The sequence below is a fragment of the Variovorax sp. RO1 genome (assembly GCF_002849325.1).
Classification (GTDB): Bacteria; Pseudomonadota; Gammaproteobacteria; order Burkholderiales; family Burkholderiaceae_C; genus Variovorax.
This window is the reverse complement of the sequence record NZ_PKMT01000006.1, coordinates 216,758-234,540: the sequence shown is the minus strand read 5'-3', so window position 1 is coordinate 234,540 and position 17,783 is coordinate 216,758. Positions and strand designations below refer to the sequence as shown.

Genomic DNA, 17,783 nt, shown 5'->3' with positions numbered 1-17,783 from the left:
TGTGCCGGTCGATCAACAACCGCACTGTCCACCGCTCACGTCGATGGGGTGCCTTGCGCAGCGAAATTAAGGGGGAGCCCGAAGGGCGGAGGACATTCGCGGAGCAAGGTGCCCCGTCGGCGGGAGCGCGCCCTGAATGACTCGATGTACGAGGCGTCATAGCGGCAACGCGATCCATTGGTCTGCCACGCGATGCACGCGAATCCGATGGTCGAACACCTGCTCCAGTGCTTCGTGCGTCACGGGGTCGGAGCAAGCACCGTGGTGCACCACCCGCCCCCGATTCATCACCACCAATTCGTCTGCAGCCAACGCCATCGGCAATTCATGCAACACGCTGACCACGGTGCGGCCTTGAGCGACCAGTTCGCGTGCCGTCTTCATCCAGTCCGCTTGATGCGGCGGATCGAGATTGGCCAGCGGTTCGTCCATCAGCAGCAGCTCGGCCTCGACCGCCAGCGCACGCGCCAGCAGCACACGTTGACGTTCGCCGCCCGACAGCTGCCCCAGCGGACGGTCGCGCCAGTCCCAGGCCTGGGTGCTGCGCAGTGCGCGTTCCACGGCGTCGCGGTCGGCGTCGCTAGGTGCCGCGAGCCATCGCTGGTGCGGCAGGCGCCCGAGCATGGCGACGTCGTAGACCATCAGGTCGTCGGCGCTGCCCTCGCCCGTGCCGCTCTGACCGAGCCATGACAGACGCCGTGCGCGAACGCGGGCCGGCACAGCAGCCTGTGCCTCACCGAAAAGCCGCACCTCGCCGCGATGTGCGAGCAACCCAGCCAGCGCTTTCAGCAGCGTCGACTTGCCGGCGCCGTTCGGTCCGACGATGCTGGTCCAGCGCCCCGCTGCAAGCGACAGGTCGATGCTGTGCAGCACCTCGACAGACCCGAGCGTCGCGCTGAGGCCATGCGCTTCGAGCGCGGCGGATGGGGTACGGCTCATAGGCCGCCTCCCTTCGCGCCGCGCCGGTGCATCAGCCACAGCAGGTAGCTGCCGCCGAGCACGGCCGTGAGCACGCCCACCGGCAGTTCCTGCGGCGCGATCAGCCAGCGCGCCAGCAGGTCAGCCGCCATCAGCAGCAGCCCGCCCATCAACGCCGACAGCACGATCAGCCGCGCATGCGTGGTCTTGACCACCGAGCGCACCAGGTGCGGTGCGGCCAGGCCGACGAAAGCGATCAGGCCGGTCTGCGCGACGGCGGCGCCAGTCGCCAGCGCCAGCACCGCCACCAGCGCGGCGCGCATGCCACCGAGCGGCAACCCGAGGCTGCGCGCCGTGGCCTCGCCGAGCGCGAGCCCGTCGAGCACCGGCGCGAGCGCCCAGGCCAACAGCAGGCAGACTGCACCGACCGCCGCCATCACGGCGCAGGCGGTCCAGCCGACCAGGCCCGTGCTGCCGAGCACGAAGCCCTGCAGCGCCTGCAGGATGTCGGCCGAGGCGATGGTGATGAGGTCTTTCGCGGCGCCCAGCACCACGCCGACGATCACGCCTGCGAGCAGCAGCCGCAGGGTCTGTTGCACGCCGCGCGCCAGCGTCAGCGTGAGCAGCACCGCGGCCACGGCGCCGACGAAAGCCGCGCCGGTGAGCCCGATGCGCATCACCCATTGCGTGCTGGTGACGGAGCCGCCGAACAGCATCAGCGCCAGCGCCACGCCGAGCGACGCGCCCGAGGCGCTGCCCAGCAGGTACGGATCGGCCAGCGGATTGCGGAACAAGCCCTGCGCCACCGCGCCCGCGAGCCCGAGCAGCGCGCCCGCAAGCCAGGCGCCGAGGGTGCGCGGCAGGCGGATGTCCCAGACGATCTGCAGCGCCACCGGATCGTGCCGCGCAGACAGCAGGCTCTGGAAACCAGTGCTGCCGATGCCCAGGCCGAAGAGCAGCAACGCACCGCCCAGCACCAGCAAGCCGGCACCGAGCAGCAGCACGCGACGCAGATGAGCGGAATGCATGCCGCTCACCGCCCCTTGTCCGACAGGCACTGCGCCATCAGGCGCGCGGCCTCGTCCATGCGCGGGCCGGGGCGCACGACCACGTCGGTCTGTTCGGCGTCGAAGCGGCACACGCGCCCTTCGCGCACCGCGCGGATGCCGGCCCAACCGGGGCGCTGTTCCAGCCCCATCGCGCTGCGCACGCTGACCATGATGAGGTCGGGGTTCGCGCGCACGACGAACTCGGGGTTGAGCTTGGGAAAAGGGCCGAGCGACGCGGGCACGATGTTCTTCACGCCGAGCCGCGCGAGCGTCTCGCCGATGAAGGACGAATCGCCCGCCGCATAGGGGCCGGTGTTGACCTCGAAGTACACGCGCAAGCCTTTGGCGCTGGCGGGCAGCGACTGCGCCGCGGCCGACACGGCCGCATCGATCGCGCGCCAGACGGCGGGCGCCTCGTGCGTGCCGAGCACCTGGTCGAGCGCGTTCAATACGCGGCGCACGTCGGCGTGGCTCTTGGGTTCGAGCACGATCACCTTCAGGCCCAGCGCCTCGAGCCGCTGCGTGACGCGCGACGACTTGGCGAGCAGCACCACATCGGGCTTGAGCGCGACGATGGCTTCGACATTCGGATCGATCCCGCCGCCGAGCTGCGGCAGCGCACGCACTTGCGCGGGCGAATTGGAGTAACGGTCGACGCCGATCAGCCGGTCGCAGGCGCCGAGCGCGCAGACGCCTTCGGTCAGCGACGGCAGCAGCGAGACGATGCGCTGCGGTGGCTGCGCCAGGTGCACGGTGACGCCGCGCTCGTCGACCACGTCGATGGCCTGCGCGGCCTGTGCGCACACCACCAGCCCCAGGCCGAGTGACAACGCGCGCAGCCACGTCTTTATGGATTCGAACCTCATGCGGCAGGCGCCTTCAGCGTCAGCGGCAAGCCGGCGACCATCAACGTCGCGCGGTGGCAGGCGGCCGCGACGTCCTGGTTCAAGCGGCCCAGCACATCGACAAAAGCGCGGGTCTCGCGGCCCAACGGGATCACGCCGAGGCCGATCTCGTTGCCGACCAGCACCACGGGCCCACGCGCCTCGCGCAGCGCGATCAGCAGCAGCGTCGCGTGCGCCGAGGGCGTGCGCGTGACCACGGCGGCGCCTTCGGTGCGCAGCGGCATCAGCAGGTTGGTGAGCCACAGCGTGAGGCAGTCGACCACCACGAGCGTGTCGGGTGCGCTCTGCGTGACGATGGCGCGCGCGAGTTCGATCGGCTCCTCGAGGGTCTGCAGTCCGGGTACACGCTCGGCGCGGTCGCTCCGGTGGCGCGCGATGCGATCGCGCATCTCGTCGTCGTGGGCCTGCGCCGTGGCGATCAGCACCGCGCGGCGCGATGTGGGCGATTGGGCCAGCCAGTCGGCGGCGCGCTGCTCGGCGCGCCGCGACTTGCCGCTTTTCTGGCCGCCGAGGATGAATTCGTGCTCAATGAGGGGCATCGGAAGACGCCGGTGCGGCGTGGCTGTCGAGTTCGAGGGGCATGGCGCCAAAGAGCCGCGCGGTCGCCTCCGGGCTGGACGCGAACCACGCATGGAAGTAGCTCGCGCGCACGGGGCCATGCACGTACAGCGCCTCGCCACCGCGCGTGCCGACGGTGCGCGCGGCAGGCGCGAGCGGCGTCTCGCAGCGCGAGTAATGGAAGGTGTGGCCGCGCAAGGCATGCACGCCGAGGTCCAGCTGCTGCGGGCCCAAACCGGCGAGCCGCTTCTGCATGACCGCCCGCCCCGGCAGCACGCCCCAGAGGCGGTGCACGTCGTGCGGCTCGGCGTCGTCGCGCGTGGCGAGTTCGTCGAACAGCGCCATCATGCCGCCGCACTCGGCCCAGATGGGCTTGCCGGTGGTCACGTGGTTGGCAAGCGAAAGGCGCAGCCGGTCGCTGGCAGACAGCACCTCGGCATGCAGCTCGGGGTAGCCGCCGGGGAACCAGGCCGCGTCGCAAGGCGGCAGCGGCTCGTCCGCCAGCGGCGAGAAGAACGCCAGCCGCGCGCCGAGCGCTTCGAGCACGTCGAGGTTGGCCGGGTAGATGAAGGAGAACGCCGCGTCGCGCGCGATGGCGATGGTGCGTCCGGCCAGCAGCGGCGCGATGGGCGCAGCGGCTTCGTGTTCGAAGCGCACCTGCGGCAGCTGATCGGGCGTGCGTTGGCCGAGCGGCGTGGTCGCGAGCACGTCGGCCGCAGCATCGAGGCGCACCATGGCGTCAGCCCCCAGTTCGGCCGCGCCGACCAGCCCCAGGTGGCGTTCAGGCAGCGCGAAGTCGGCGCTGCGCGGCAAGGCGCCGAGCCAGTCGCCGGGCTCGCGCAACGCGTCTTTCAGCATGTCGGCATGGCGCTCGCTGGCCACGCGATTGGCGAGCACGCCGGCCCAGGGCAGGCCCGGCTGGAAGTTCTGCAGGCCGTACGCCAGTGCACCGAAAGTGCCGGTCATGGCCTGCGCGTCGATCACGGCCAGCACGGGCAGGCCCAGGCGCGCGGCCAGTTCGGCCGCGCTGGGCGTGCCGTCGAACAGGCCCATCACGCCTTCGACGATGACCAGGTCGGCCTCGCACGCGGCGGCATGCAGGCGCGCGCGGCAGTCGGCTTCGCCGGTCATCCACAGGTCGAGCGAATGCACCGGCGCGCCGGTGGCCAGCGCGAGCCAGTGCGGATCGAGGAAGTCGGGCCCGCACTTGAAGGCCCGCACGCGGCGGCCCTGGCGCACGTGCAGCCGCGCGAGCGCGGCCGCGACGGTGGTCTTGCCTTGGCCGGAGGCCGGCGCAGCCACGAGCACCGCAGCGCAGGTGGCAGCGGCGCCAGGCGGGAAACGACGGGTGTTTACTGCGGAGTCCACTTGAGTCCGACGTACGCGGTGCGGCCCCCGTTGGCGTAGAGCCGTGCGAACTGGTAGTCCTTGTCGCCCACATTGTCCACGCGCGCCACGAGGTTCAGGTCGCGCGTGATCTGCGTGCTGGCCGACAGGTTCAGCAGCGTGTAGCCGCCGAGCTTGACGGTGTTGGCCGCGTCGTCGAAACGCTTGCCCGAGCTCTGGATCTCGGCGCCCAGCGTCCAGCCTGCGACGCGCCAGTCGGCGCCCAGCGTGCCGTGGGCCCGCGCGCGGCGCGCCAGCAGGTTGTCGGTGGCGAGGTCGCGCGGGTCCTGGTAGTCGAGCGAGGCACGCAAGGTGACGTCGCCGATGCGGTGGCCGCCCGTGAGCGTCACGCCCTGGTAGCGCGCACGCGCCGTGCTGGCGTAGCAGCCGAACGACGACTGGCAGCCCTTGGCGCTGCCGTCGAACACGATGAGGTTCTGCACGCGGTTGCGGTACAGCACGATGCCAGCTTGCGTGGCGCCGGCCGTGTACTGCAGGCCCAGCTCGACGTTGCGGCTCGATTCGGGTTGCAGGCTCGCCAGGCCGTACTCGCTGAAGCGCTGGTACAGCGTGGGCGCGCGGAACGCGGTGCCGGCCGACACGGTGGCGCGCAGGCTCGGCGTGATGGCGTAGCCGTAGGCGGCGCTGCCGGTGGTCTTGCCGCCGAACTCGCTGTCGTCGTCGTGGCGCACGTGCAGCTGCAGCGAGTGCGGGCCTTTCACGTAGCCGTAGCCCAATGCGGCGGCGTTCTGCGAGCGGTCGCGCGAGAACAGCTTGGCCGAGGTGGTCGGCGCGTTTTCGAGCGCGTCTTCGCGGCGCTCGAGCGTGGCGGTCACCAGGTGCGCGCCGAAGCGGAATTCGTTCTGGAACAGGTAGCCGCGCAGGCGGGTTTCAGTGCGGTAGAACGACGGCTGGGTCTTGTAGACGGTCTGCGAATCGGTCACCTGCAGGCGGGTGCTGTAGATGTCGTTCCACTTGGCCGACCAGGTCAGGCCGGCGGTGCGCAGCTCGTTGGTCGACACGTCGTCACGGAAGGTGATCGGCAGCTTGGTGCGAAAGCTCACCGACGGGTCGTAGGCGGCCTCGGTGTTGCTGGTGAGCAAGGTGGCGTCGAGGCGCTGGTCGGGCGTGATCTGGAAACCCAGCTTCAGGTTGCCCGAGGTGCTGCGGTAGCCGTCGCGGTCGGGGTTGGTGAAGCCGTCTTTCGAGGGCGTGCGCTTGGCGAGGGGTTGCACGTTGAAGCCCTTGCTTTCTTCATGCGCCACACCGAACGAGTAATCAAGCAGGCCCGACTTGCCGCTCACGCCGCCTTCGATGCGGCGCAGGCCGTGGCTGCCGAAGCCGATGCCGGCGTAGGGCGACACGCCCTCTTCGCCGCGTTTGGTGAAGAGCTGGATCACGCCGCCCACGGCGTCCGAGCCGTAGACGGCGGCGGCCGGGCCGCGCAGCACTTCGATGCGATCGATCTGCGCGAGCGGAATGCCTTCCCAGCCGGCGCCGCCGGTCGATTGCGAGTCGATGCGCACGCCGTCGAGGTAGACGGCGGTGAAGCGCGATTCGGCGCCGCGGATGAACACGCTGGTGGCGTTGCCCACACCGCCGCTGCGCGAGATCTCCATGCCGGGCAGGCGCGCCAGCACATCGGCCACGCCGGTCGCGCCGCTGCGCTCGATGGTCTTGCGGTCGACGATGGAGACATCGCCCACCAGGTCCGACAGCGCCTGGGGCGTGCGGTTGGCGGTGACGACAGTCTCGTCGAGCGTGGCGGCGGTTTGCGCTTGCGCAGCCAGCGGCACCAGGGCCAGGCCGCCGAAGGCCGAGGCCAGGGCAAGCGTCAGCGGCAGGCACGCGGGACGGTTGCGGCGCACGCTGGCGCGGCCGCTGGAGAGGGAAACACAGGAAATCATGGGGTGAACCGAACGAACTTCTATGCCCTGGCCGGCTTCCCCGCCGGCGCCATGGGCGTCATGGCTGCCGATGCGGCAGCCGCCTTGTTGGCCGGTATCCGGGCTGGCAGATCGACCCTTTGCCGCCTTCCCAGGCGCCTGTTTCAGAGCGCCCAGTGGCTGGATGGAAAGGGGTGACGCCTTGCGGCGTCGTCTGCTTGACCGTTGCGGGGGCAGCGCAGGCGGCTTCGGCCCCGGGGGGCGTCCACTCCTGCTTCCCGTTGAACTGCGCCGTGCGAACCACGCCGCGAGCACCAACGGGCGAGATTTTAGGCCCACGGGGCGCACACGCCACACCGGGTTTGATCACCGGCGGCGCAGGCCCCAGAATCTCGGCCACGTCCGGCGTGCGCCCGCGCGGTGCGCCGGACCTTCCGAATTCCCGGGAAACTACAATCGCCAACCATGCCCGCCTCCAGCCCCATCGACCAGATCGCCGAGCGTGTGGAACGCCTGCTTGTGCGTCACGAAGAGGTGCAGCGCACCAATGTGCTGCTGCAGGAACAGGTCGATGCGCTCACACGTGAACGCGACGGCCTGAAGTCGCGGCTCGCCGCGGCCCGCACCCGCCTCGATGCCCTGCTCGAACGGCTGCCGGCCGAACCCCCTTCCGAAGATTCCCATCACGCATGAAGCAGATTGAAGTACAGATCATGGGCCAGAGCTACCTGCTCGGCTGTCCCGACGGCGGCGAGGCGCAACTGCGCGAGGCCGTCGACCGCGTGGACGCGGCCATGTGCAAGATCCGCGATGCAGGCAAGGTGAAGGCCCGCGATCGCATCGCCGTGCTCGCCTCGCTGAACCTGGCTTTCGATCTCGCGGCACAACAGGCCGCTGCTGCCGCCGCACCGGCCCCTGCGGTTGCCGTTGCAGCCGCCGTCAGCACCGGCGAAACCTCCGGTGACACCGACCCGCAGGCCGCCCAGCTCATTCAAAGACTCGATCAAGCCCTGGCGGGCGATGGACATTTGCTCTGAAGGCACGCGGCGCGACGCAGACGGGGCGTAAAATCCACTTCGTCTGCAGACGTGTCGGGCTTAATATTTCCTTGTTCCAATGCTCTCCGGAGCCGGGCTTGGTACATCGCTAGACGGGCGTGATCATCTCGCGTCAGATGAACCCGAAGTCTTGCTGCCCTCGCCCACCTGAACCCTGGTTCAGGATGCGGGTCCGGCACACCATCTGCAGACACCTTTTCCCGCCACGGCCCCCTGCTTCACCGCACGGGGCCGTTGCTTTTTCAGCCGCTCTTTTTCTCGACACCCCGTGAATTTCACCGCACTGCTCGACCCGCTCCTGATCGCCGAACTCGCCGCGCTCGGCCTGGGCACCGGTTTCCTCGCGGGCCTCTTGGGCATCGGCGGCGGCATGCTGATGGTGCCGTTCATCACGATCATCATGGGCCAGCGCGGCGTGCCGGCCGACCTCGCAGTGAAGATGGCGATCGCGACCTCGATGGCGACGATCATCTTCACGTCGGTGTCCAGCGTGCGCGCACACCACAAGCGCGGCGCGGTGCGCTGGGACATCGTGCAGCGCCTGGCACCCGGCATCGTCATCGGCAGCCTCGCGGGCAGCCTGGGCGTGTTCGCACTGCTCAAGGGCACGGCGCTTGCCATCTTCTTCGCGCTGTTCGTGGGCTTCTCGGCCACGCAGATGTTCCTCGACAAGAAGCCCAAGCCCACGCGCCAGATGCCCGGCACCGGCGGCCAGCTCGCGGCGGGCGGCACCATCGGCTTCATCTCGGGCCTGGTGGGCGCGGGCGGCGGCTTCATCAGCGTGCCATTCATGACCTGGTGCAACGTCGCGATCCACAACGCGGTGGCGACCAGCGCGGCGCTGGGCTTTCCGATTGCGGTGGCCAATGTGCTGGGCTATGTGCTCGCCGGCCAGTCGGTGCAGGGCCTGCCGGCCGGCGCCTTCGGCTACATCTGGCTGCCCGCGCTCGTGGTGATCGCGGCCTGCAGCGTGTTCACCGCGCCGCTGGGCGCCAAGGCCGCGCACAACCTGCCGGTGAAAAAGCTCAAGCGCGTGTTCGCGAGCATCCTGTACCTGCTGGCCGCCTACATGCTCTGGAAGGGCCTGCGGGGCTGAGGCATATCAAACGTTCACCGGCGTTCCTGTGCCATCCTATGCAGCTGTTGTTCATAGTCGTAAAAGGAAAGCCATGAAAATCCTCATCGCCGTCGACGGCAGCGCCTACACGCAAAAAGCCCTCAACTACCTGCTGACCCACCGCGCCATGTTCGTGGACGGCCATGAGCTGGTGGTGGTGAACGTCTGCACCGGCATCTCCGGCCACGTGGCGCGGCACCTCAGCAAGGAAATCGTCACCGATTACTACGCCGAGGAAAACGCCAAGGTGCTCGACCCGGTGAAGGCCTGGTTCGCCGACAAGGGCGTGACCAACTACAAAGCCGACGCACGCCACGGCCACGCGGCCGAAGAAATCCTCAAGTCGGCCAGCGAATCGAAGGCCGAAATGATCGTGCTCGGCACGCACGGCCACGGCATCCTGGGCCGCGCGCTGATGGGTTCGGTGGCGACCAAGGTCGTGGCCGAGACCGACATCTCGGTGCTGCTGGTTCAGTAAAAGGACCCGTCAACCCGGCAACGGCCGATGCGCCGTTGCCGCGGTCATGGCTGCGAGCGCTGCCGCCGCCATTCGCGCGGCGAACATCCGAAGCGCTCGCGAAACGCGCGGCTGAAATGCGCCGCGTCGTTGAAGCCCCTCCCGTACGCAATTTCTCCCACCGGCCGCCCTGCCAGGCGCGGCTCCAGCAGGTCGCGGCTGCACGCGTCGAGCCGGCGCTCCCAGATGTACTGCGAGGGCGTCAGCGGCTCGCTCTTGAACACGCGGTGGATGTGGCTCACCGACATGCCCAGCTGCGCCGCCAGCGTGCCCACCGACAGCGTCGGGTCGGCCAGCTGCTCGTCGATGCGCTGCTTCACGCGCCCCAGGTGGTACGCCGTGAGGTTGCTGAGCGCCGGTGCGTGCGCCGCGGGCAGCGTCTGCAGGCCGGCCACGAGGATGTTCTGCACGCCATGCGCCACCGCCAGCGCCGAGGCCGGCTGCAGCGCGTCGAAGTCCTCGCGCAGCGTGCGGATCATGCCCAGCAGCAGGTGCCCCGCGCCCTCGCGCCCTGACACCGTGGTGGCCGTGAGCGCCTCGGTGTCGCGCAATTCGCTGCGCAGCCGCTCGCCGGGCAGCTTGAGCACGATCTGCTCGAAGGGCTGGTCGAAGAGCAGCTCGTAAGGCCGCGTGCTGTCGTACAGCGCGAAGTCGCCGGCACCGAGCACGGCGTCGCGCCCGTCCTGGCGCACCACGCCCTGCCCGCGCGCCTGGATGCTGACAAGAAAGCAGTCGTCGCTCGACGCCGCGATGTGGCGCGGCGTGCGCACCACCTTCTGCGCCCGCGAGGTCACGACCGACATGCCGAGGCCGGGCAGCGCGTGCTGGCGGATGCTGCCCTCGAAGTCGCCGCCGTCACCGGGGCGCACCGCATCGCATTCGAGCTGCACGTAGACGTTGCAGATCATGTCGGTCCAGTACGCGAGCCGCTGGTCGCGAGAAACGGCATCGGTGCTGAGCAGATGGGTCATCGGGGTCCTCGGAAGGCCTTCGCAAAGGCACATGCAACGCTGGAACAAGAACGCCGCCAATCCGGGTCAAGGCGTTCCGGCGGCGCGAATCTACGCTTCATGCAACCCGCATGCCACCGCGCAAACCCGGTGCGCACGGCGGGGATTTCGTTACGTTCATTGCCCCTGGAGAACACCTTATGCCGACCACCGTCCACCCCAAGCTGCGCGTCGCCGCCGTGCAGGCCGCCCCCGTGTTCCTCGACCTCGACGCCACCATCGACAAGACCATCGACCTGATGGCGCAGGCCGCGAAACAGGGCGTGCAGCTCATCGCCTTTCCCGAGACCTGGGTGCCCGGCTATCCGTGGTGGGTCTGGCTCGATTCCCCGGCCTGGGGCATGCAGTTCGTGCAGCGCTACCACGACAACTCGCTGGTCATCGGCTCGCCCGAGTTCGAGCGCCTGCAGGCGGCGGCGCGCCAGCACAAGATCTGGCTCTCGCTCGGCTACAGCGAGAAAGCGGCGGGCAGCCTCTACATCGCGCAGGCGCTGATCGACGACCAGGGCCGCACGGTGCAGACGCGCCGCAAGCTCAAGCCCACGCACGTGGAACGCACCGTGTTCGGCGAAGGCGACGGCGCCGACCTGCACGTGGTCGAGACGCCGCTGGGCAACATCGGCTCGCTGTGCTGCTGGGAGCACCTGCAGCCGCTCAGCAAGTACGCGATGTATGCGCAGAACGAGCAGATCCACTGCGGCGCGTGGCCGAGCTTTTCGCTCTACCGCGGCGCGGCCTATGCGCTGGGCCACGAGGTCAACAACGCCGCGAGCCAGGTGTATGCGGTCGAGGGCGGCTGCTTCGTCATTGCGCCCTGCGCCACGGTGTCGAAGGCCATGAGCGAGCTGATGTGCACCGACGACGGCAAGCGGCAAATGCTGGGCGTCGGCGGCGGGCATGCGCGCATCTACGGGCCGGACGGTTCGCCACTGGGCACGCCGCTGGCCGAGGACGCCGAAGGCCTGGTGATCGCAGACATCGACCTCGGCATGATCGCGCTCGCCAAGGCGGCGGCCGACCCGAGCGGCCACTATTCGCGGCCCGACGTCACGCAGCTGCTGCTGAACAAGACGCGCCGCACGCCCGTGGTGGTGCAGCTCACGCCGGAGCCCGAGGGCAGCGTGCCCGAGCCGATCGTGGCCTGAACCGACGACGGAGCCGCACCATGGAATCCGCCATTGCCGAGCATCTGAAATGCCCCCGCACGCGGCACCGCCGCGTCGAGGACGACTACACGCCGCCCTACCCCGTCTGGTCGGCCCGCGCGCCCACCTCGGTCACGCAGGTGGTCATGGGCTGCTTCGGCGTGCAGTCGCGCGGCCCCGACATGCAGGGCCGCGCCTGCGCCGCGCTGCAGAAGATCGTGCGCAGCTTCGCGCTGCCCGACGGGCCGGGCCACCACGACCTGACGCACTTCGTCGATGCCGACGGCTTCGACAACATGATCGCCATCGCGTACTGGCACGATGCGGCCGCCCACGCACGCTGGCTCGCAACGCCCGAGATCGACGCATGGTGGCGTGCCGACGAACGCCTGACGGAAGGCCTGGGCTACTTCCGCGAAATCGCATCGCCGCGCGTCGAGCACTTCGAGACGATGTTCAACACGCCGGATCGCATGGAAGGCATCGGCGTGGTCATGGGCGACGTCAGCGGCGAGTTGCAGGAGCACGGCTACTGGGGTTCGATGCGCGACCGCATTCCACTGTCGCAGACCGATGCGCTGGCGCCCTCGGGCATGCGCGCCGTCGTCGCGGGCACGCCGGCATGGGGGCAACGCGTGCGCATTGCCGGCCACGAGAACATCGCGATGATCCGCTCGGGCCAGGAATGGACCGACACCACGGGCCAGGAACGCACGCTCTACCTCGAAGACATGGAGCCGGTGCTGCGCGAAGGCATGGACTTCCTGCGCGACCAGGGCCTGGCCATCGGCTGCTACAGCAACCGCTACATGCACCACCTCGACGCGGCCGGCGCGCCGCTGCAGAAGTCCTTTGGCCTGAGCTACTGGCGCTCGCTCGCCGACATGGAACGCTGGGCCGAGTCGCACCCCACACACGTCGCGATCTTCGGCAGCTTCATGCGCTACGTGCAGGCACTGAACTTCCAGCTGCAGCTGCGCGTGTACCACGAGGTCTCGGTGCTGAAAGCCGACGAGCAGAGCTACGAGTACATCAACTGCCACGCACGCAGCGGGCTCATGAACGGGCTTGCCATGACCTAGGCACATGCACTGTCGGGCGGTCGGGATGCCGTAGGATGCGCGACCCTATCCCAGGCAACCAAGGCAAGGAGCCCCACCCATGTGGAACGATCTCGACAGCCTCGTCGAAGCCTCGATGAAGGAATGGAAAGTCCCCGGGCTCGCGCTGGCCGTCATCCAGGACGGCGAAATTGCCGTGCTGAAAGGCTACGGCGTGCGAGACACCGACACGGACCTGCCCGTGACCCCCGACACGCAGTTTCTGCTGTGCTCCCTCACCAAGTCGTTCACCGCGGCCGGACTCGGCCTGCTGGTCGACGAACGCAAGCTCGACTGGGACCAGCCCGTGCGCGAGGTGCTTCCCGAATTCCGCCTGCGCGATCCGGTGGTGACCGGGCGCCTGACCGTGCGCGACCTGCTGTGCCACCACAGCGGGCTGCCGCGCCACGACTGGATCCACATGCCCGGCGACCTGAGCAACGCGCAGATGCTGGCGGCGCTCAGGCACCTCGCGCCGAACAAGGACCTGCGCGACACCTTCCAGTACTCGAACCTCGGCTACCTCGTCGCGGGCATGGTCACCGAACGGATCAGCGGCCAGAGCTACCAGGACTTCACCACCGAGCACCTGATGCGGCCGCTGGGCTTCAAGCACTTCGGCTTTTCCATCGAAGCGCTCGGTGCGGCCGAAGACGGCGCGCGCCCGCACGCGATGGACGGCAACGAACGCCACCGCACGCCGCTGTCGCCCATTCGCGCCACACCCGCTGGCGGCATCAACGCGTCGGTCTCGGACATGGCGAAATGGGCGCGATTTCTGCTCGACGGCAAGGCGGGCGAACGGCAACTGCTGTCGGCGCAGGCGCTGCGCGAAATGACCACGCCGCGCGTGCACATGGCGCGCTCCGAGTTCACCGAGATCGGCGACTCGCACTACGGCCTCGGCCTGTTCTGCGAGCACTACCGCGGGGAGCGCACCATCGCGCACTCGGGCTCCTGGGCCGGCTGGGGCACGCTCATGACAATACAGCCCGAGCGCCGCGCCGGCGTGGTGGTGCTCACCAACCGCGCGCCGGGCAGCACCAACGCCATCCTCACCTACGCGGTGCTCGACCGCATCTGCGGCCGCGACCCGATCGACTGGTTCGGCCGGCTGGCGCCCCGGCGCAAGCAGGCCCTCGATCAGATCGAGATCGACAAGAAAGCCAAGGCCGACGTGCGCCAGAGCGGCACGCGGCCGAGCCATGCGCTGGAAGACTACGCAGGCGATTACGACCACCCGGCCTACGGACGGGTCCGCATCGAACAGCAGGCGGACGGGCTCGCGTGGCGGTGGCGCGGTGTCGAAGACACGCTCGAACACCGCCACTACGACGTGTTCGTCACGCCCGACCGGCCGACGCTGCTGCACCCCAGCGACCGCACCGTCACCTTCCGCTACGACCGGCAAGGACGCATCGACCGCCTCGAGATTCCGTTCGAACAGATGGTCGACGACATCGTGTTCCGCCGCGTCGCGGCCGGCGATGTGCTCGATGCGGCCTTCCGCAAGCTCTGCGCCGGCGACTACCTGCACAGCGGCCGCGTGATCGAGATCAGGCTCGACGCCATGGGCCAGCTCGCCATGACGATTCCGGGCCAGCCGACCCACCGGTTGCTGCCGGCCAACGGGCGCAACTTCAAGGTCGACACGCTGGAAGGTTTCGGCGTCGAGTTCCGCCGGCCTTCACCGGGCGAAGTGGACGCGCTGATCTTTCACGAGCCGCGCATCACGGCCCTCGCGCCCAGGATCGCGAAGGCCTAGGCGAACAGCCCCTTGTGCTCGGCGCGCAGCAGCGCCTTCTGCACCTTGCCCATCGTGTTGCGCGGCAGCTCCGGCACGACGAAGCAGCGCTTCGGGATCTTGAAGTTCGCGAGCTTGGCCTTGAGCTCGGCCACGATGGCGTCGGCGTCGATCGTGGCGCCGGCCTTGGGGATCACGATGGCCACGCCCACCTCACCGAAGTCGGGGTGCGGCACGCCGATGACGGCGCTTTCGGCCACGCCGGCCATCTCGTTGATGTAGCCCTCGATCTCGGCGGGGTACACGTTGTAGCCGCCGCTGATGATCAGGTCCTTGCTGCGCCCGACGATGGTGATGTAGCCGCGCGCATCGATCTTGCCCACGTCGCCGGTCTTGAAGAAACCGTCTGCGGTGAACTCTTCCTTGGTCTTCTCGGGCATGCGCCAGTAGCCAGCGAACACGTTGGGGCCCTTCACCTGGATGCCGCCGATTTCGTCGACCGGCAGGTCCTTGCCCTCGTCGTCGCGCACGCGCAGTTGCACGCCCGGCAGCGCAAAGCCGACGGTGCCGCCGCGGCGTTCGCCCTTCTTCGCGTCATACGGGTTGGACGTGAGCATCGCGGTCTCGCTCATGCCGTAGCGCTCGAGGATCGTGTGGCCGGTGCGCTCGCGCCATTCGTCAAACGTCTCGATGAGCAGCGGCGCCGAGCCCGCGACGAACAGGCGCATGGTGCGCACCGCCTCGCGCGTGAGGCCCGGCTCGGCCAGCAGGCGCACGTAGAGCGTGGGCACGCCCATGAACACGGTGGCTTCGGGCAGCTTGGCGACGATGCGCTTGGGGTCGAACTTCGAGAACCAGATGATCTTGCTGCCGTTCAGCAGCGCACCGTGCAGCGCCACGAACAGGCCGTGCACGTGGAAGATCGGCAGCGCGTGGATGAGCACGTCGCCCTTCTTCCAGCCCCAATAGGTCTTGAGCACTTCGGCGTTCGACAGCAGGTTGCGGTGCGTGAGCATCGCGCCCTTGCTGCGGCCCGTGGTGCCGCTGGTGTACAGGATGGCGGCGAGGTCGTCGGGCTTCTTGACCGCCACGGCGTGGCGGTCGCTGCAGCGCGCCGCGGCGTCGAGCAGCGTGCCGGTGCGGTCGTCGTCCAGCGTGAACACATGGCGCGTGCCGGCCGCCTCGGCGATCGGGCGCACCCAGGCCGCATTGCGGCCCGTGCACACGACCACGGCGGGTTCGGCGTTGCCGATGAAGTACTCGATCTCGGCGCTCTGGTAGGCCGTGTTGAGCGGCAAAAACACGTAGCCCGCGCGCAGGGTCGCGAGATACAGCAGCATGGCTTCGACCGATTTCTCGACCTGCACGGCGACGCGCGCGCCCTTCTCGAGCTTCAGGCCGTCGAGCAGGTTGGCGATCATCGCGCTGGCGCGGTCGAGGTCGCGCCACGAATAGTGCAGGCCGTTGTCGGTCTCGACCGCGATGGCGTCGAGGTCGGCGGGAAAGGCCGCGCGCAAGGCGGCGAACAGGTTGGCGTTGGGGGAGGACTTCGTCTTCATCATCTTCGTCATCATCGAACGGCAGGCTCAGGAAGAGCGGAAATTCGGAGGGCGCTTGGCCAGGAAGGCATCGATGCCTTCGCGGTGCTCGGCGGTGTCGGCGTAGTCATACGCGGTGGCCAGCAGCTGCTGTGCCGCCGCGCCACCGCGCTTCAGTGCGGTGAAGGTGGCCTTGTGCAGGCGCGCGGCCTGCGGCGAGAGCGCCGCGATGCGTGCGGCATGCGCCTGCGCGGCAGCCGGCACTTCGGTGTCGGGCAACACGTGCAGCAGAAAGCCGGCGTCGTACAGCCGCTGCGCGCCGTGCACGCCGGCGGCCAGCAACATGTCGCGCGCCAGCACGTCGCCGATGGCGCCATGCACCAATGCGGCTTCGCGCGGCGCCATCGGGAAGCCCAGCTTCGCGATGGGCGCGCCGAACTTCGACGACGCGCCGGCCAGGCGGATGTCGCAGCAGCTGGCAATTTCGACACCGGCGCCCATGCAGGCGCCTTCGATTTGCGCCACCAGCGGCAACGGGCAATCGAGCATCGCCTGCAGCGCGGCCCAGACTTCGTTCTCGTGGAATTCGCGCAGGCTCGCTTCGTCGAAGCGGAACGAGGGGTACTCGGAGATGTCGCCGCCCGCGCAGAAGGCACCGCCCTCCCCGCGCACGACGACGCAGCGCAGCGCGGCGTCACCGTGCAAGCCGCCGAACACCGCACGCAGCTCGCGCCACATGGCGCGCGTCATCGCATTGAGGCGCCCCGGGTTCGACAGCGTGACGACCGCCACGGCGCCTTCGCGGCGCAGCGAGACCTGCCGATCGCTCATTCGAGCTTGGCGCCCGAGGCCTTCACGACGGTCGCCCATCGCTTGATCTCGGCGTTGACGAAGCGGCCGTAGGCGGCGTTCGTGACGTTCGGAATCTCGGAGCCGTTCTGGGCCCAGATGGCTTTGAGCTCGTCGGTGCCAAGCGCCTTCTTCATCGTGTCGATGATCTGCGTCTGCGCTTCGGCCGGCGTGCCCTTGGGCGCCCACAGGCCGTACCAGGTGGTGACGGTGTAGTCGGGCAGGCCCACTTCGGCGGCGCAGGGCACGTCGGGGAAGGCGGGGTTGCGCTTGGCACCGGCGACCATGAGCGCCTTGATGCGGCCGCCCTTGATGTGCTGCGCCGAAGAACCCAGGCCGTCGAACATCAGGTCGACGTTGCCGGCGATCAGGTCGGACAGCGCCGGGCCCGCGCCGCGGTACGGAATGTGGGTAATGAAGGTGCCGGTCTGCAGCTTGAACAGCTCGCCCGCGAGGTGGTGCGACGTGCCCGAGCCGGCCGAGCCGTAGTTGAGCTTGCCGGGGTTGCGCTTGACCGTGGCGATGAGTTCCTGGATGGTCGCGGCCTGCACCCGCTTCGGGTTGACCACCACCACCTGCGGCACGTTGGCCAGCAGCATCAGGGGCACGAAGTCTTTCTCGAGGTCGTAGTCGAGCTTGGGGTAGATCGACGGTGCGATGGCGTGGTGCACGGCGCCCATGAAGAGCGAGTAGCCATCGGCCGGCAGCTTGGCCGCGATGCTCGCGCCCACGGTGCCGCCGGCGCCGCCGCGGTTGTCGATGACCAGCGTCTGGCCTGCCGCGCGGGAGAACTGGGCCGACAGCGGGCGCGCGAAGGCGTCGGTGCCTCCGCCGGCCGGGAACGGCACCACCATGGTCACCGGCTTGGTCGGCCAGCCTTGGGCGCGCGCACCACCGCAAAGGGCCACGGCCCCGGCAGCGGCGGCGACGCGCAGCACATCGCGTCGTTGAAAACTCTGTTGCGTCATCTGTCTTGTCTCCTGTCGTCGTCGTTGTGAAAGTT

Annotated in this window: 17 protein-coding genes and 1 riboswitch; of the genes, 7 read left to right on the top strand and 10 right to left on the bottom strand. The window is 69.0% G+C overall.

All coding sequences use genetic code 11. The annotated features are described in order from the left end of the window. Positions 1–156: 156 nt before the first annotated feature. From CY658_RS26175 to CY658_RS26150, 6 genes are read right to left on the bottom strand one after another with little or no spacing between them, the layout of a single operon-like run. Positions 157–939, bottom strand: a complete 783-nt coding sequence (locus CY658_RS26175; protein WP_101492968.1) for an ABC transporter ATP-binding protein — start codon at positions 937–939, stop codon at positions 157–159. Beyond that, positions 936–1,946 (bottom strand): FecCD family ABC transporter permease, encoded by a 1,011-nt coding sequence (locus CY658_RS26170; RefSeq protein WP_101493093.1) that lies wholly within the window; start codon positions 1,944–1,946, stop codon positions 936–938. The genes CY658_RS26175 and CY658_RS26170 overlap by 4 nt, the downstream gene beginning before the upstream one ends. A 5-nt stretch (positions 1,947–1,951) precedes the next feature. Next, a complete protein-coding gene (locus CY658_RS26165) occupies positions 1,952–2,833 on the bottom strand; it encodes an ABC transporter substrate-binding protein (protein ID WP_101492967.1) in 882 nt (293 codons plus the stop codon). Then, a complete protein-coding gene (locus tag CY658_RS26160) occupies positions 2,830–3,411 on the bottom strand; it encodes a bifunctional adenosylcobinamide kinase/adenosylcobinamide-phosphate guanylyltransferase (RefSeq protein ID WP_101492966.1) in 582 nt (193 codons plus the stop codon). The genes CY658_RS26165 and CY658_RS26160 overlap by 4 nt, the downstream gene beginning before the upstream one ends. Then, on the bottom strand, positions 3,398–4,798 hold the full coding sequence (locus CY658_RS26155) for a cobyrinate a,c-diamide synthase (RefSeq protein ID WP_101492965.1): 1,401 nt from the start codon (positions 4,796–4,798) through the stop codon (positions 3,398–3,400). Before CY658_RS26155 ends, CY658_RS26160 begins: the two co-directional genes overlap by 14 nt. Then, positions 4,783–6,723, bottom strand: a complete 1,941-nt coding sequence (locus CY658_RS26150; RefSeq protein WP_101492964.1) for a TonB-dependent receptor domain-containing protein — start codon at positions 6,721–6,723, stop codon at positions 4,783–4,785. The genes CY658_RS26155 and CY658_RS26150 overlap by 16 nt, the downstream gene beginning before the upstream one ends. 72 nt (positions 6,724–6,795) lie before the next feature. Next, a riboswitch (cobalamin riboswitch) is annotated at positions 6,796–7,035 on the bottom strand. A gap of 132 nt (positions 7,036–7,167) precedes the next feature. On the opposite strand from CY658_RS26150, the gene CY658_RS26145 reads away from it, so the two are divergent. The 4 genes from CY658_RS26145 to CY658_RS26130 all read left to right on the top strand — a co-directional run bounded on the left by CY658_RS26145 (position 7,168) and on the right by CY658_RS26130 (position 9,355). After that, positions 7,168–7,395, top strand: coding sequence for a DUF904 domain-containing protein (locus tag CY658_RS26145; RefSeq protein WP_101492963.1), 228 nt, complete (start codon positions 7,168–7,170; stop codon positions 7,393–7,395). After that, positions 7,392–7,739 (top strand): cell division protein ZapA, encoded by a 348-nt coding sequence (locus CY658_RS26140; protein WP_101492962.1) that lies wholly within the window; start codon positions 7,392–7,394, stop codon positions 7,737–7,739. Before CY658_RS26145 ends, CY658_RS26140 begins: the two co-directional genes overlap by 4 nt. A gap of 289 nt (positions 7,740–8,028) precedes the next feature. Next, positions 8,029–8,856, top strand: a complete 828-nt coding sequence (locus tag CY658_RS26135) for a sulfite exporter TauE/SafE family protein (RefSeq protein WP_101492961.1) — start codon at positions 8,029–8,031, stop codon at positions 8,854–8,856. Between the two features lie 73 nt (positions 8,857–8,929). Beyond that, positions 8,930–9,355, top strand: coding sequence for a universal stress protein (locus tag CY658_RS26130; protein WP_101492960.1), 426 nt, complete (start codon positions 8,930–8,932; stop codon positions 9,353–9,355). A 44-nt stretch (positions 9,356–9,399) separates the two neighbouring features. Here the strand turns inward: CY658_RS26130 and CY658_RS26125 are convergent, their stop codons facing one another. After that, entirely contained in the window at positions 9,400–10,365 is a 966-nt protein-coding gene (locus tag CY658_RS26125) for a helix-turn-helix domain-containing protein (protein ID WP_099796750.1), read from the bottom strand. Positions 10,366–10,544: 179 nt separating this feature from the next. Here CY658_RS26125 and CY658_RS26120 point away from each other — a divergent pair, with 179 nt between their 5' ends. The 3 genes from CY658_RS26120 to CY658_RS26110 all read left to right on the top strand — a co-directional run bounded on the left by CY658_RS26120 (position 10,545) and on the right by CY658_RS26110 (position 14,414). Beyond that, positions 10,545–11,549 (top strand): carbon-nitrogen hydrolase family protein, encoded by a 1,005-nt coding sequence (locus tag CY658_RS26120; protein ID WP_101492959.1) that lies wholly within the window; start codon positions 10,545–10,547, stop codon positions 11,547–11,549. A gap of 20 nt (positions 11,550–11,569) precedes the next feature. Then, positions 11,570–12,631 (top strand): phenylacetaldoxime dehydratase family protein, encoded by a 1,062-nt coding sequence (locus tag CY658_RS26115; RefSeq protein ID WP_101492958.1) that lies wholly within the window; start codon positions 11,570–11,572, stop codon positions 12,629–12,631. Positions 12,632–12,710: 79 nt separating this feature from the next. After that, on the top strand, positions 12,711–14,414 hold the full coding sequence (locus CY658_RS26110; RefSeq protein ID WP_101492957.1) for a serine hydrolase: 1,704 nt from the start codon (positions 12,711–12,713) through the stop codon (positions 14,412–14,414). On the opposite strand, the gene CY658_RS26105 is transcribed toward CY658_RS26110, so the two are convergent. The 3 genes from CY658_RS26105 to CY658_RS26095 are packed head-to-tail and all read right to left on the bottom strand — an operon-like array spanning position 14,411 to position 17,748. Continuing rightward, positions 14,411–15,952, bottom strand: a complete 1,542-nt coding sequence (locus CY658_RS26105) for a malonate--CoA ligase (protein ID WP_101493092.1) — start codon at positions 15,950–15,952, stop codon at positions 14,411–14,413. The genes CY658_RS26110 and CY658_RS26105 overlap by 4 nt on opposite strands. A 27-nt stretch (positions 15,953–15,979) precedes the next feature. Continuing rightward, entirely contained in the window at positions 15,980–16,762 is a 783-nt protein-coding gene (locus tag CY658_RS26100) for an enoyl-CoA hydratase/isomerase family protein (RefSeq protein ID WP_101492956.1), read from the bottom strand. Continuing rightward, positions 16,759–17,748, bottom strand: coding sequence for a Bug family tripartite tricarboxylate transporter substrate binding protein (locus tag CY658_RS26095; RefSeq protein WP_101492955.1), 990 nt, complete (start codon positions 17,746–17,748; stop codon positions 16,759–16,761). Before CY658_RS26095 ends, CY658_RS26100 begins: the two co-directional genes overlap by 4 nt. Positions 17,749–17,783 lie beyond the last annotated feature (35 nt).